This window comes from Ruegeria sp. YTSA226, assembly GCF_059609905.1.
Map to the genome: position 1 here is coordinate 217,120 of NZ_JBXWMQ010000005.1, position 13,930 is coordinate 231,049.

12 protein-coding genes are annotated in these 13,930 nt (G+C 55.8%); 2 read left to right on the plus strand and 10 right to left on the minus strand.

Annotated features, from left to right (window positions below):
- Positions 1–119 precede the first annotated feature (119 nt).
- Together AC2FFF_RS10030 and AC2FFF_RS10035 are read left to right on the plus strand one after the other, a co-directional pair.
- Positions 120–1,091 carry an ATP-grasp domain-containing protein gene (locus AC2FFF_RS10030; protein ID WP_281972936.1) on the plus strand — a complete coding sequence of 324 codons (972 nt, stop codon included), beginning with the start codon at positions 120–122 and terminating at the stop codon, positions 1,089–1,091.
- Positions 1,091–1,747, plus strand: a complete 657-nt coding sequence (locus AC2FFF_RS10035; RefSeq protein ID WP_281972937.1) for an HAD family hydrolase — start codon at positions 1,091–1,093, stop codon at positions 1,745–1,747. Before AC2FFF_RS10030 ends, AC2FFF_RS10035 begins: the two co-directional genes overlap by 1 nt.
- On the opposite strand, the gene AC2FFF_RS10040 is transcribed toward AC2FFF_RS10035, so the two are convergent.
- The 10 genes from AC2FFF_RS10040 to AC2FFF_RS10085 all read right to left on the minus strand — a co-directional run bounded on the left by AC2FFF_RS10040 (position 1,722) and on the right by AC2FFF_RS10085 (position 13,379).
- On the minus strand, positions 1,722–2,840 hold the full coding sequence (locus AC2FFF_RS10040) for a glycosyltransferase family 4 protein (protein WP_281972938.1): 1,119 nt from the start codon (positions 2,838–2,840) through the stop codon (positions 1,722–1,724). The two genes, AC2FFF_RS10035 and AC2FFF_RS10040, sit on opposite strands and share 26 nt — an antisense overlap.
- 3 nt (positions 2,841–2,843) lie before the next feature.
- On the minus strand, positions 2,844–3,863 hold the full coding sequence (locus AC2FFF_RS10045) for a glycosyltransferase family 2 protein (RefSeq protein WP_185956666.1): 1,020 nt from the start codon (positions 3,861–3,863) through the stop codon (positions 2,844–2,846).
- Positions 3,824–4,771, minus strand: coding sequence for an NAD-dependent epimerase/dehydratase family protein (locus AC2FFF_RS10050; protein ID WP_281972939.1), 948 nt, complete (start codon positions 4,769–4,771; stop codon positions 3,824–3,826). Before AC2FFF_RS10050 ends, AC2FFF_RS10045 begins: the two co-directional genes overlap by 40 nt.
- Before the next feature lie 10 nt (positions 4,772–4,781).
- On the minus strand, positions 4,782–6,026 hold the full coding sequence (locus AC2FFF_RS10055; protein ID WP_271948813.1) for a class I SAM-dependent methyltransferase: 1,245 nt from the start codon (positions 6,024–6,026) through the stop codon (positions 4,782–4,784).
- On the minus strand, positions 6,026–7,228 hold the full coding sequence (locus tag AC2FFF_RS10060; protein ID WP_142636227.1) for a DegT/DnrJ/EryC1/StrS family aminotransferase: 1,203 nt from the start codon (positions 7,226–7,228) through the stop codon (positions 6,026–6,028). Before AC2FFF_RS10060 ends, AC2FFF_RS10055 begins: the two co-directional genes overlap by 1 nt.
- Before the next feature lie 24 nt (positions 7,229–7,252).
- A complete protein-coding gene (rfbG, locus tag AC2FFF_RS10065; protein ID WP_281972940.1) occupies positions 7,253–8,386 on the minus strand; it encodes a CDP-glucose 4,6-dehydratase in 1,134 nt (377 codons plus the stop codon).
- 8 nt (positions 8,387–8,394) lie between these two features.
- Positions 8,395–9,204 (minus strand): glucose-1-phosphate cytidylyltransferase, encoded by an 810-nt coding sequence (gene rfbF, locus AC2FFF_RS10070; RefSeq protein WP_142636222.1) that lies wholly within the window; start codon positions 9,202–9,204, stop codon positions 8,395–8,397.
- 96 nt (positions 9,205–9,300) lie between these two features.
- Complete coding sequence (locus tag AC2FFF_RS10075) at positions 9,301–10,935, minus strand: glycosyltransferase family protein (protein ID WP_281972941.1); 1,635 nt, start codon at positions 10,933–10,935, stop codon at positions 9,301–9,303.
- 1 nt (position 10,936) lies between these two features.
- Complete coding sequence (locus tag AC2FFF_RS10080) at positions 10,937–11,359, minus strand: GtrA family protein (RefSeq protein ID WP_142636218.1); 423 nt, start codon at positions 11,357–11,359, stop codon at positions 10,937–10,939.
- Positions 11,360–11,444: 85 nt separating this feature from the next.
- A complete protein-coding gene (locus tag AC2FFF_RS10085) occupies positions 11,445–13,379 on the minus strand; it encodes a polysaccharide biosynthesis protein (protein ID WP_281972942.1) in 1,935 nt (644 codons plus the stop codon).
- Positions 13,380–13,930 lie beyond the last annotated feature (551 nt).

A 13,930-nucleotide genomic window follows, 5' to 3' on the forward strand; every position in this document is an offset into this window, starting at 1 on the left:
GTCGGATTGCCGCAACTCAAAACAATATTGAGGCAAACTCACCCCTACCCCGTTCACAGGGCAAGACACCCTGTGCTAGGTTAAGCACGTATAATTGTTTATGAATTGGTGAGTTTTCGATGACGCGAAAAAGTCTGGCAATCCTGATTACGTCGGCGGGTCGCCGTGTTGGCCTGCTGCAATGCTTCAGGGCGGCTGCGGATCGTATGGATATAGATCTGACCATCATCGCCTGCGACCTGAACCCAGATGAAAGCGCGGCTTGCGCGCTTGCCGATCACGCCGCCGCCGTGCCGCGATGTGACAGCCCCGACTATGCAACCTCGATCCTCGAGATTGTGCGTCAACACGGAGTCAGCTTGGTGATCCCCACAATCGACCCGGAACTGATGCCCCTGGCACAGGCCGCGCCCGCCTTTGCCAATCTGGGCGCGCGAGTCCATGTCTCGCCAGTGAACGTGATTGAGGTTGTCCGGGACAAGCGCCTGACAATCCAGAAACTGTCCGAAGCCGGGGTTCCAGTTCCGCGCACATTGGATCATCAGGAATTGCTAGAGCGGCCACAAGACATCAGTTGGCCCATCTTTGCAAAGCCAAGTGGCGGCAGTGCAAGCCGGGGGCTGGATGTATTCGAAACCCTCGCTGATGTCCCTTCTGAATTCCCCGAACCGATGATCTTTCAGGACAAGCTGAACGGGCCGGAATACACGATCAACATGTTTGTCGATGCCTCGGGTCAGCTCTGCACGGCGATCCCGCATTTGCGCATACAGATCCGCGCCGGTGAGGTTGAAAAGGGTGAAACCCGGCGGCGCGATGATCTGCAAACCATCGCCGAAGGCATTGCAAACGCCCTGCCCGATCTGCGCGGTGTCGCCTGTTTTCAGATCATCGACGATCCCAATCATGGCCCCGCGGTGCTTGAGATCAATGCCCGTTTCGGGGGTGGCTACCCTCTGGCCGATCATGCCGGCGCGCAGTTTGCGCAGTGGCTGTTGGAAGAGGTCTCTGGACTGCCGTCAAACGCCCATAACAACTGGCGCGAAGGCGTGAAAATGATGCGATATGACAGCGCGGTGTATCAGGGCTGATGCTGGTATTTGATCTGGACGATACCCTGTATCTGGAGCGGGATTTTGCCTTTAGCGGCTATGATTGGCTGAACGGTTGGGTCCACGAAAAGACCGGCGTCGAAGGGTTCGGGCAACGGTGTCAGGACGCATTCAATGCGGGGGAAAGACGGCGCATATTCAATGTGGCTTGCGCGCAGACCGGCCTTGATGCGACGGATGCCTTCATACAGGAGCTGATCGCCAATTACCGATCACACCCGCCCAGTATTTCGCTGTGTAGCGACGCCGAGCGGTTTTTGACAAACGCAGATCGGCCGATGGGGCTGATCACCGACGGCCCCGAAAAGATGCAGCGCAACAAGATCGCCGCATTGGATCTGAACCGCTATATTGCGCATATCCGCCCGACCGGTGCCTGGCCGGATGGCTACGGAAAACCGCATCCCCGTGCCTATGAAGAGATGGAATTGGCCGCGCAAAACCCGCGCAGAATGGTCTATGTAGCGGACAATCCGGCCAAGGACTTTATCACCCCGAATGCCCGAGGCTGGCGGACGGTTCAAATCCTCCGACCCGGGGCTGTGCATGATCCGATTCCACCCAGTTCTAAGCATGCCGCATATGCCACGGTCACCAGCTTAGGCCAGCTTACAGAAGTTCTGTCAGACCTTTAGCCGTGCCGGCTTTGGCAGCAACTCCGATTTGCACATTGGCAATCAAAGAATCCCAGTCCGACAGGACGTGCTGCGGTTCCAGCCATTCCCTGTTATGGCGTGCATTCTGACGCATTTTATTCAGTAAGGCATCATCCTTTGACAGGCTGACAATCGCCTTGGTCAGACCGGCAACATCCTCGGCCGGAACGAGCAATCCGTTTCCCCTGTCGCGGATCAATTCCCGTGGCCCATAGGCGCAATCGAACGATATGACCGGCAGACCTGTGACCGTGGCCTCGGCAACTACATTCGGGAACCCTTCAAAGCGAGACGGAAATACAAGAATATCCGCGTCTTGCATCCAGTCTCCGGGTTTTGGGCTGGCGCCGGGCAATGATACGACATCCGATAAATTCGCAGCAGAGATCTGCTGTTCCAACGCGTCGCGCTCTGGGCCCTCGCCAAAGATCGTCAACCGGATGTCTGGGTTGTTGCGCAGCACTTCGGGCATTGCCCGCAGCAGCATATCGAACCCCTTTTGACGATCCAAACGCCCGACAGCCACAAGCCGGGTCTGTCCGGACCCGATGTGAATCCCCCCCAGCGGAGCACATGGATTGGGGATTACACTGGCCTTTGGGATCAGGTCCGCAGGCAAATCCAAACGCGCACGTTCGGTCTGCATGACAATTCCGGACGCCCCCCGCGCAAGCCTGTTCACCGCTTTCAGCCACATGGGATTTCCGCTTTGGACCAGTGGATTGTTCCGCTCGGAAATTACAACCGGCACCCCGGTTCCACGCGCGGCCAACATGGTCAGCACATTCACCTTGGTCAGAAACGAGATGATCAGATCGGGACGCACAGCCCGGATGATCTTGCGAATATGCAAGTAGCGCCGTGCCTGCGTCAGTCGCCGCGAAATCTTTAGCGGCTGAATCATGTGCAAATGCGCGCACTCAGGATAGGCGAAATAGGAACCAGAATCCTCTGTCGCCATCCCGGCGACGTGAACCTCATCCCCGGCCGAGATCCGATGCGCGGCGATCATTGCGGCGATCTTTTCCGCACCGCCTGCTCCGAACCCAGCTTGCACCAATAACAGTTTCATTTTTCACTCAGCGGCGCTTTTTACACGATCAGCTTGCTGTACCAGATCCAGAGTTTCTGGACGGTTCAACTCTTGTTCGACAATGGGCCGGTTCAGGTCTTTGGACTGAAGGAAAATCCGCCCAATATATTCGCCCATTATTCCCAGGAACATCGCATTCAAGGTCATCGACAGCAGCAACAGGATGGTGGTCGTGGCAAAACCGCCCGGCCAGTTCTGGCCAAAGAACAGCTTGCCGATCACATATCCGATCATCAGCAAAAACGTCCCTGTGCCAACCGTCAGACTGATCATCGAGGCAAGGCGCAAGGGCAGAAGCGAGTGGTTGATCAACCCGTCGACAGCAAGCGACAGCATGGCCCGAAACGGAAATTTCGACTCGCCAGCGGTGCGCGCATTGCGATCATATTCAAAGCCGATCTGGCGGAAACCCATCCCACTGATTAACCCGCGAACATAAGGAGAGCGATCATCGACCCGGCGCAGCTCGTCCAGAATACGCCGGTCAGTCAGCCGAAACTCGCCCGCATTTCTCGGCAAATCATCATTGCTGATCATGTCGATCAACGCATAAAAGCCGCGCCGCGCGGCAGCGACGATGGGGCCGTCCGGCAGGCTACGGCGAATGCCGTAAACCACGTGATATCCCTGCCGCCAGGTATCCAGCATCTGCGGGATCAGCTCGGGCGGGTCCTGCATGTCGCAATCCAGTTGGATCGAACAGGCCCCGTTTGCGGATCGATAGGCCGTCAGAACTGATGACTGATATCCCATATTGCGGGCAAACCGGATAACCCGGACACGGGGATCAGCAGCAGCAATATCCGACAGGATTTCAAATGTACGATCCGTGGAATGGTTGTCAGTGAAAATGATCTCGGGCTCATAAGAGGGCAGATCGTCAAACACCTTGGTCACACGTTCATAGGCCGTGCGAACGTTATCTTCTTCGTTCAAAGCGGGGATCAGGATTGAAACCAAAGTCACGCGTTCATCTCCGCTTGTTGTGACTGTTTTGTCCATTGAACCGTCCTTTCAAGGCCTTCACGCAAAGCGATTTTTGCCGACCAGCCATAACGTTCCGCCATCTGTGAAGGATCCGAAACCAACAATACCGGGTCATCCTTCGGCGGCGCAGAAGAAACCATATCAGGAGCTGCTCCGGTCAACACCTGCAACTCTCCTGCGACCGCGGCCATATCCGGAGCATCGCCAGTGACAACATTAATGACCGACCCCGCCTTGTCCGGTGCGTCAGCAATCAGAAGCAGCGCTTCGACTATGTCGTCAATATGTATCAGATCACGCCGATCATGTGGACGATGAAGGAAAACCGGGGCTTTCCGCAACAGGCGGCCAATGGCATGGGGTATGAAGAAATCTTCTGACTGTCCGGGACCATAGGTCAGCGCCAACCGCGCCGTAACAGCCTTGAACGGCAGCCGGGGCTGAGCCATTTCAATATATTGCGTTCCGGCCACCAGAGAGGCGCCATAGGAATTTCGCGGGTTCTCTCGCGAAGTTTCGACATAAGGCAGCTTGATATCACCATATTCCGCAATGGATCCGGTGCGCACAAACGCATCGGGCGGCTGATCACAGATGGCCAAAGCGGACAGGATCGCAACCAGCGTCGAGAGATTTTGCAAAATACTGGCATTCAGATCTGCCAGGTCATCAGTCTCGGCAAATTTTGTCTGCGCGGCGGTGTGCAGAACTACCTGGGGTCGGAACGCATTCGCGACGCGTTTGATCGCGGCAACATCCGAATAACCATCAGTGAAAACGCGGATTCCCGAAACACCTTGCAAACGGTCCAGAGAGGAATCCGGCCGCGTAAGCACAGCGACCTCATCGCCCCGGGCCAAACAGGCCCGAGCCAGATGAGAGCCGATGAATCCGCTGGCTCCGGTGATCAGTACGCGCGTCATTGTTTTCCCTTCAGGGAATAACTACTGGCATTGGCAAAGGCACGATGAACTTGCCGCCAGCGGCTTCGAAATCAGCCATCTGCTCGCGGATTTCGTCAAAGAAATTCCAGGCCAAAACCAGCAGGTAATCAGGTCTGCGTTCCATGACCGCTTCGGGGGCCAATACAGGAATAAGCTTGCCCGGCGAATACAGGCCCTGTTTCAACGTGTTCCGGTCAACCAGAAAATCCAGAGTTTCCGTGCCGATATCAAAGTAGTTCAACAGCGTATTACCCTTAGCGGGCGCACCGTAGCCAGCAATCGTTTTGCCAGATGCCTTAAGCTCGGCCAGCATGGAAACAAGGCTTTCCTGCATCGCGTGAACACGCTCGGCAAATGCTTCGTATGCCTCTTTGTTGGTCATGCCCGCGGCATCTTCGTCAGCCAGCATATCAGCAACAATCGGCGCCGGGGTTTTGTTCAGCGCGGCGGGTTGCATGAACACGCGCATCGAACCGCCATGAACCGGCAGTTTTGTGACATCCACTACATCGAGCCCAACGGACTGGCCCAGTTTGACGACGGACAGAAGGCTCAGTTCAGAGACATGTTCGTGATAAACATTGTCGAACTCGTTGGTCTCGAGGATCATCTTGCCCCAAGGCACTTCGATGATGAAGACGCCGTCATCTGTCAACAGGTCCAGAACACCTTCGGTAAAGCCGTGCAGATCGTCTATATGGTTGAAGGTATTGGTCGTCGTGATGACGCTGGCCGGCCCTTCGGTTTCACGAATCTGCTGCGCGGTGGCGCGGTTGAAAAAGTCCACATGGACCCGAACGCCCCGTTCGCCGGCAATCTTGGCTAGGTTGGCCGCCGGGTCGATACCCAATGTGCGCCCGCCCTGATCGTTGGCATGGGACAGCATCAGCCCATCATTACAACCGATATCAATGATCAGCCCACCTTGCGCACGCTCTACCGCGACCGAGGCGAGTTCGGCGAAATGCGTGTGCATAGTTGCCGCACCGGACGGAACATAAAGATAGTCCGTAAAGAAATCAGCAGGCACCTGATCTGCAACCTGGATCAAGCCACAATCCAGACAGGCCTGAGTATTCAGCGGGAAAGCCGGTTGCGGAACATCCTTTTGCTCGGGCCGTGCGAACATATTGGCGGGCGGGTGATCGCCCATCGGCAGCACAAGCATAAGGTTGGTAGACCGGCAGGTACGGCAGGTCGTGCGAACAGACGTATTGATGCTTTGATCGTTCATCAGACCAGTGCTCCTTGGAATTTCAATGCAAATTCTTCAAATTTTGCATGCATATAATCGATTTGCGCTTGTATCAGACCATGGTGACAAGCCAGCAGGATACCCCCGCGCATAACCGCATCGGAATTGGGATAGCCCGCGGGATCTGCTCGGTATTCTACTTGCTTCATGGCAGGCTGACGCAGAATGTTTCCGGTAAAGACAGGCCGAGTTTGAATGTCTGAAGTCTCAAGGAATATCTGCATCTCGCGCCGCGTGAATGGGGCACCTTCGCGCAATGTCAGCGGGAAGGCCAGCCACCCGGTGCGCGAGTTCGGCAGTTGTTCAGGCAGGATGAACCAGTCTTCATAGCGGGCAAAAAAGGCGCGATGAGCAGCGAAGGCCTCTTCGCGCACGCGGATGTTGTTGTCCAGTTTGCTCAGCTGCACCAACCCGAATGCCGCGCTGATTTCCGAAGGTTCAACGTTATAGCCAAGATCCTCGAACAGAAATTTGGCATCATACTCGATCCCGTCCAGTTTGACGTTGAACCGGTTCTCGATGGCCTCGGATTCCACAAACAGCGAGGACGACCGCCCCCAGGACCGCAGCAAAAGCGCCTTGCGGCCAAGCTCTTCGTCATTCACGCACAACATGCCGCCATTCCCGGCGCCATTGATGACGTGGCTGCCGTAAAAGCTGGTGGTAGAGACGTCGGAATAGACGCCCGTGCTTGTACCGTCGATGGTTGCGCCCAGCGTGTCAGCGCTGTCTTCAATTACCTTCAGACCATGCGCATCGGCCAGCTCGCGGATACGGCGCCAATCTGGCAGGTTTCCGATAAGTGACGGAATCATGACGGCAGATGTATTTGGCGTAATCATGCGTTCGATCGCGTCTACGTCGATATTATAGGTCCCGACCGCGGCATCCACAAAGGTCGGGATCAGGCCCTGACGGACAAGCGGAGCAACCGTCGTGGCAAAAGTCAGGGCCGGAGTGATAACTTCGCTGCCCTTTGGCAAGTCCAGAATCTCGACCGCGAGATAGTTCGCCGATGACCCCGAGTTCACCATGATGCCGTGGCGTTTGGAAAACAAAGCAGCCACTTTTTCCTGCATCTCGCGCACTTTGGGGCCCATCTGGGTGGACGTTTTCAGAACTTCGACAACCGCGTCGATCTCTTCCTGGCCATGCACGGTTTGACCGTAATTCACTCGCATTATTCTTTTCTCCTCAATAACCCGCTATTGCGCGGCGACCGGAGCCCGGTCGAAATCCCGTGAAGACATCAGGTCACTGTAGAACCCGATCTGATTGTTTGTGATCCCACCCATCTCCGCACCGGCGGCATGGGCCTTGTACCAGTCTACTGTCAGGCGAACGGCTTCGGGCAATGTCAGTTGCGGACGCCAACCCAATCCCGTTTGCGCCTTAGTGCTGTCCAGTCGAAGAATACCTGCCTCATGCGGCGCAGCAGAGGTCTGTTCCGCCGACGCGATCGAAAACTGCGGGGCCTCTTCGCCCCAGGCATCCTGCATCAAGGTTGCCAACTGCCGGACATCCACCGTCCCCGACACATCAGGGCCAAAATTCCAGGCGCCAGCAAAGCTTTGCCCATCCCGATACATCCGCGCGGCCAAGGCCAGATAGCCCGACAGCGGTTCAAGAACATGCTGCCAGGGGCGCACGCTGAGCGGGTTGCGGATCACCACCGGTTCGCCCGCCTCGGATGCGCGGATCACGTCGGGGATAAGCCGATCTTCGCCCCAGTCGCCCCCTCCGAACACATTCCCGGCCCGGACTGTTGCCAGTTGCGGCCCATCCGCTGATGAAAAGAAGGAATGACCATAAGATTGCGCCACAAGCTCGGTACAGCCTTTCGAGGCGCTATACGGGTCCCTGCCGCCCATCGGATCGTTTTCGCGATAACCCCAAGTCCATTCCTTGTTGTCGTAACACTTGTCACTGGTGACAACGACCACCGCCTTCAGTGAGCGCATCCCCAAAGCGGCATCCAGAACATGGGCCGTTCCAGATACATTGGTCGCAAAGGTTTCGGCAGGATCCCTGTAAGACCGGCGCACCAAGGGTTGGGCGGCCATGTGGAACACGATTTCAGCGTCCACCCCTGACAGTGTATCCAGCACCGCCTGACGATTGCGGATATCCGCAATCCGGCTGTCGGTCAGCCCGTCAACAGAACAGGCATCAAAGAATGAATGCCCCTGTTCGGGAGGCAGTGACAAGCCTGTCACCTCTGCCCCCAGACGCCTCAGCCATGCACAAATCCACCCGCCCTTGAATCCGGTATGCCCGGTCACAAGAACACGGCGGCCGGCAAAAACGCCATCAAACTGAGAATTGACCTGCCCGCTCACGGTTCACCTCATATCGCCAGAGCTGGGTAGCTCTTGCCCGAACCTTCGTTGAAATTAAGCCAGGGCGGCGTTTCACCTTCGCATAGACCGTCCAGCGTATTCCTGTCGCGCAGAGTGTCCATCGGATGCCAGAACCCATCGTGGCGATAGGCCATCAGCTCTCCGTCGCGGGCCATCTGGGTCAGCGGGGTCTGTTCCAGCGGCTCATTGTCATCAACCATATAGTCCAAGACGCCCGGCTCGAAGACGAAGAAGCCGCCATTGATCCAGGTTTCGCGATTGCGGACCTTTTCGGTGAAGGCGTCAACCCTGTCGCCCTTGAGCTCGATGTTACCAAACCGCGCCGGGGGCTGAACCGCAGTTACGGTCGCCAGCTTGCCGTGTGATTTGTGGAAATCAATCAGTGCATTGATGTCGATATTTCCTACGCCGTCCGAATAGGTGCACATGAACGGCTCATCAGGAGTCAGCCAATCCTTGAGCCGACGGATACGACCACTGGTCATGGTATGCGCACCGGTGTCTACCACTGACACATTCCACCCGCCCGGAGCAGAAGGGACCAGTTGCAATTCCCCAGTGTCCAGCGATACCGATATATTGTTGGCGATCAGGTGATAATTGGCAAAGAACTGCTTCAGCAGCAATGCTTTGTACCCGGCAGCCACAACAAAATCACGATGCCCGAAATGGCTGTAGATATCCATCACGCGTGCGATGATCGGACGCCCGCCCACTTCAACCATGGGCTTGGGAATGGAAACCGTTTCTTCGGCCAGACGCGAGCCTAGTCCACCAGCCAGAAGTACCGTTTTCATTGTCTATCCTTCCTTTATTCGATCAATAGAATTGATGGTCATGTGAATGGGCCCGCCCAGGAAAAATATAGGCAGGTTGAGTCGCGCAGGCACTGGTCATTGTTCAGCCCCTGCAGCTTTCAAGTATACCACACCTTGGCCGTAGCGGTTGTTCAGACCCGATAATTCGACCGGGCGGTAGTTGTTTGCCCGCGCATAGCTCAACAATGGGGCTTCCAGAACGGAATCGTATCCAAGCAGGAAAGCCGAAGGCGGGTTATCTGCAAACAGAGCCGGTAAGTCTTCGGCGCCTGCCATCACGTATTTGCCGGCAAGTTCCGGGTCCGTGAAGGGTGCAATTCGGTAAGCGAATGGCCCCGTTGCAAATTCTGGATAAACGCTCAGGCCCGCCTCAAGCGGATAGATCGGCAGCAAAGTCGCGACCGGACCATCAGGCAGTGCACTGCCTGCCACCGCATCCCGAAGGACAGCACCGGAACCGGCAAAACGGGCCGAGGTGAACTTCGAAGGCTCTGTCAGCGAGACCAGGCCCATCCCGATACGCGGGAGTCCCAGGATGACCATCAAGACAATACCTGCCGCAAGCACAGGCACTGCCTCGTGCCGCCGTGGCGGGTCAAGCCGACGAAACAGAACCGCGAGCAGCAGAGGCAGACAGACCAGAGGCTGGATATAATATTGCGGAAAACCGGGCGTTGGGACAAAAGCCATTGAGGCAGTCAGGATAATGATCGCCAGAACAACACCACCATGCCGCAGTTGCGAGGGCTGCATTTCGTCGACACGCGCACCACCACGCAGGATAATCCAAAGCACGGACAGAATGGCCATAACCATCACCAGGCCCACTCCGGCCACCCATGCCGAATGGGCCAGCATCAACTTGCCCGACAATCTCAGGGCCAGCCCCGGTTCTGTTGCGGCGTTGGCCTCCCAATAGGCGACATGTGGTCCAGTGTGAAACCCCAAGACATGCGCCAGAAAGACGCCCGGATCAGCGAGCAGGAAGGCAAACAGGGGCAAGGCCCCGATCAGCCCTCCGATCAGCAGCGGCAGGACCACGGCTTTCAGTCGTCGTGCCATCGAAACATCCGCAGGCAACAAGAATGCGGCAAGAGCAATCGGCGGAATAAACAGTACCGCACTGACCTTCATCCCCGCCGCAATAGACAATGCGACGCCCGATAGGACCAGCGTCAAAAATCGCGGCGCGGGCTTTGACGTCTCAATCAAAAACAGGCCAAGCCCGATGACCGCAAATGGCAGTGGCAACAGATTGTTGGTTGCGGCCATACCGGCACCGGTCAGAAACAGCTCGCATGTCACAATGCCGATAATTGAAAAGACAGCGAGAACCGGTGATCCCGACAAGCGCAGCGTTACCCAGCCAGTCGCCGCGATCAATCCAAGCCAGGCCAGAAACAGGCCGATCCGAGCGGACCCCAACAGGCCGAACTCATCGAACAGAATGCCGGACCCAAGGTAATACCACGCCGAATAAGGGACGTGATTGTAGAAGAAGTCCGAATAAAGCTCCCACTCTCTGAGCAAACGCGCCGGAGGGACGAACATCAGCTCATCCCGGCGCAGATCATAGGTCATCAGGCGGCCGAACAAACCGGCAATCAGCAACACAAGCCCCAGACCAGCGGTCACGATCCCAAGCATAGCACCCATGCGCGTACTTGACGGGGTGGTGCCCTTAAAGCTTGATATTCTCGCATCGCTCATCTCAGCCCCTCCGATCCATCGCCTGACCCCGGCCAAGCGCACGCGAAATCATGAGGTAAGACAATATGACAACGGGCCCCAACGCGACCGCCTGTGCCAGATAGGGATCAAGCCCAACCTGCATCAAACCGCGCAAAAGCAGCGCATTCACAAAATACAGCACGACATAAGACATCGCATATAGCGGGAAACGGCGGTACCCCTGCACGCCAAAGACAAACCGGGCGTGGATACAAAAATTCCAGATCACACCCAAAATAAACTGAAGCAGAAGCGCAAGCTGTGGATGCATGCCCGCAAAAATCAAAAGGGCAAACACGCTATAGCCAAACGCCGTGTTTATCAGGCCGGCCCAGAGAAACCGTACCACCTGCGCACGTTCTTCTGACGGCGCAAAAGCCGAGCGTATATTAAGCCTCGCCATCAGATGTTGGCCCTTTCGGCGGAAATATTAAACACAGAAACCAAATTCGGCAAAAATAACCGACACCAGAAAAAACAATGCTAAATCAGCTGCCAGCGGGCAGCAGTTCCGGGTTTTCTCCTTCAGACTGACTGACCGCATTTGCTGCGTTTGTGCCAGCGCTTTTGAAAATGGGCTTGGATGAAAATTCCGAGATCGGAACCGGACGCAGGCCATTTGCACCATACCCAGGCACGAGCTCTTTCAGCAGGCGCTTGGCTGCCAGTTCGTCACCTTCTGCCGCAGCCTGTTCCAGTTTCCGGATCATGGCGCGCAGGCGGGCGACAGGAATGCCCTCGGGCCGTGCGGACCCGACGCCCGGAATGCCGCATTCGTGGCGCTTCTCAGACGCATCAAACAATTCCTCGAACAGCTTTTCGCCTGGACGAATACCAATGAATTCGATGTCGATATCCTCATAAGGCTTTAGCCCGGCAAGGCGGATCATCCGTTCGGCCAAATCCACGATCTTGACCGGCCGACCCATATCCAGAACGAAAATCTCTCCGTGGCTGCTTTCCATTTTCAACCCGCTGGCGGCCGCAACCAGAGTCAGTTGCACGGCCTCACGGATGGTCATGAAGTACCGTTCCATCCGGGGATCAGTCACGGTCAGCGGACCACCGTTCGAGATTTGACGTTGAAACAGCGGGATCAGCGAGCCCGACGACCCCAGAACATTGCCAAACCGTACCGAGAAGAACCGGGTTTCTTCCTCGGTTCCGTTGGTTACACGGTCCTGCGCCTGAACGTAGAATTCAGCAACGCGCTTGGTTGCACCCATCACATTGGTGGTGTTTACAGCCTTGTCCGTGGAAACCTGCACCATAGCGATGGCACCATAGTTCCGGGCTGCATCCGCGACGTTACGGGTTCCGATCACATTGGTCAAAACGCCCTCGCAAGGATTCATCTCAACCATCGGAACATGCTTCAGCGCTGCGGCATTGAATACCAGCTCGGGGCGATGACGTTCAAAGATGTCATTCACACGCGACGCATTGCGAATGCTTGCGATATACATCCGCCGGGGAACATCTGGAAAGTTCTGCGACAAATCCATGTCGATGGAATAGGCGTTGAACTCGCAATGGTCGATCATCACCAGTTCCGCCGGATCGAAAGAGGCAATCTGACGTGCCAGTTCGCTACCGATCGAACCACCTGCACCGGTCACCAATACGCGGCGCCCACGGAACATCTCGCGCAACATCGAGCGTTCAACAGCTTTTTGTGGCCGCTCGAGAATTTCTTCCGGGTTGATAATACAACCATTGGCGGCATCCTGGCCTTCTTCCCCAAGACCCGGCACGCGTGAGACAGCGATACCGTTGGATTCACACCAGCTGGTCAGCTTGCGGATGCCATCACTTTCAAAATGCGTGATCGGTTCGGTCAGGAACAAGCGTCTGGGCAAATGATCCCAGGTTTTAAGCCGCTCGACCACGCGATCGGCATCCAGAAGAGATCCGATAATCTGAACATCGTGGAAATACAGCCCCATGGTATTGCGCGCATCGTCAATAATGCCCACCGGCTGATACTTGGAGTGCGTATTCCGCAAAGACCTGACAAACAGATCACAACTTGCACCTGTACCAACCAAAAGCACCGGAACCTTGTCCTGATGTTCGGCCATCAACCGCGCATTCTGGCGATTCAGCTCACGGCTACGGGCAACTACACGCAGGGCACTGAGCAGAAGGATCATCAAGCCAAGCTGAATAATGAAAGCAGCGAAGGGTACAGCCTTGGTCACTTCGAAAACTGCACTGGCAGCCATGAGGCACAGGACCAACATTGTCGATCCCCGCAGAATCAGACGAATGTCTCGCAGTGATGTCGAGCGTGTGTGGCGCCGGTACATGCCCGCAAGCGGGAAAACCGCCAGTCCAATCAGGCTGGACAAGAGCATCAGCGGGAACATGGCTGGCGCCATCTGTTGCGCTACCGTTCCACCATTCGCAAGATTGATTGCCACTACGGCTGAGAAAGACGAAGCAACAATGTCACCAAAGACTAATCGATGATTGGCACGCAACTCACTAACAATCTGCGTTTGCCAGCAATGAAAACCCGAAACCATTTACCTCACCCCTTTATCTCATCACCGGCTCAATTCCGATCGAGAATTACTCGTACATCGTTACCCAACAGGGTCCTGCAGCATCAAAACATTGCCACAGCTCCCAACTGATCACTCACAGACCGCTTGCAGCTGTCCTATATAAACCAAAGGCTCGCGATCAGATGATCAACCGAAAGCCTTGTACCCGTATCTTTGTTTTGCCCCCTTCACTTGAGCTTGTCTCAATCGCCCAAGTTGAACACACTCACTTCACTCGTTAATAATAATAATTCGCGCAAGTAACAAAATTGTTCCTCTGGTTCGCCGGTTAGCGCAATTTCTTCAATCTCCTTCAACGCTAACATACGTTTCCGCGCCCTCAAAAGTAATTTCTTCACACTTCATTAACGAATTGCAGCGTTTTCTGAAGTACTCTTTGACTGATATTTTGCTGAGGGTTGCAG

Bases quoted from the DNA above. Each gene is read 5' to 3' on its own strand.
- AC2FFF_RS10030 (WP_281972936.1), top strand. From the start codon at position 120: ATGACGCGAAAAAGTCTGGCAATCCTGATTACGTCGGCGGGTCGCCGT.
- AC2FFF_RS10035 (WP_281972937.1), top strand. From the start codon at position 1,091: ATGCTGGTATTTGATCTGGACGATACCCTGTATCTGGAGCGGGATTTT.
- AC2FFF_RS10040 (WP_281972938.1), bottom strand. From the start codon at position 2,840: ATGAAACTGTTATTGGTGCAAGCTGGGTTCGGAGCAGGCGGTGCGGAA.
- AC2FFF_RS10045 (WP_185956666.1), bottom strand. From the start codon at position 3,863: ATGGACAAAACAGTCACAACAAGCGGAGATGAACGCGTGACTTTGGTT.
- AC2FFF_RS10050 (WP_281972939.1), bottom strand. From the start codon at position 4,771: ATGACGCGCGTACTGATCACCGGAGCCAGCGGATTCATCGGCTCTCAT.
- AC2FFF_RS10055 (WP_271948813.1), bottom strand. From the start codon at position 6,026: ATGAACGATCAAAGCATCAATACGTCTGTTCGCACGACCTGCCGTACC.
- AC2FFF_RS10060 (WP_142636227.1), bottom strand. From the start codon at position 7,228: ATGCGAGTGAATTACGGTCAAACCGTGCATGGCCAGGAAGAGATCGAC.
- rfbF (WP_142636222.1), bottom strand. From the start codon at position 9,204: ATGAAAACGGTACTTCTGGCTGGTGGACTAGGCTCGCGTCTGGCCGAA.
- AC2FFF_RS10075 (WP_281972941.1), bottom strand. From the start codon at position 10,935: ATGAGCGATGCGAGAATATCAAGCTTTAAGGGCACCACCCCGTCAAGT.
- AC2FFF_RS10080 (WP_142636218.1), bottom strand. From the start codon at position 11,359: ATGGCGAGGCTTAATATACGCTCGGCTTTTGCGCCGTCAGAAGAACGT.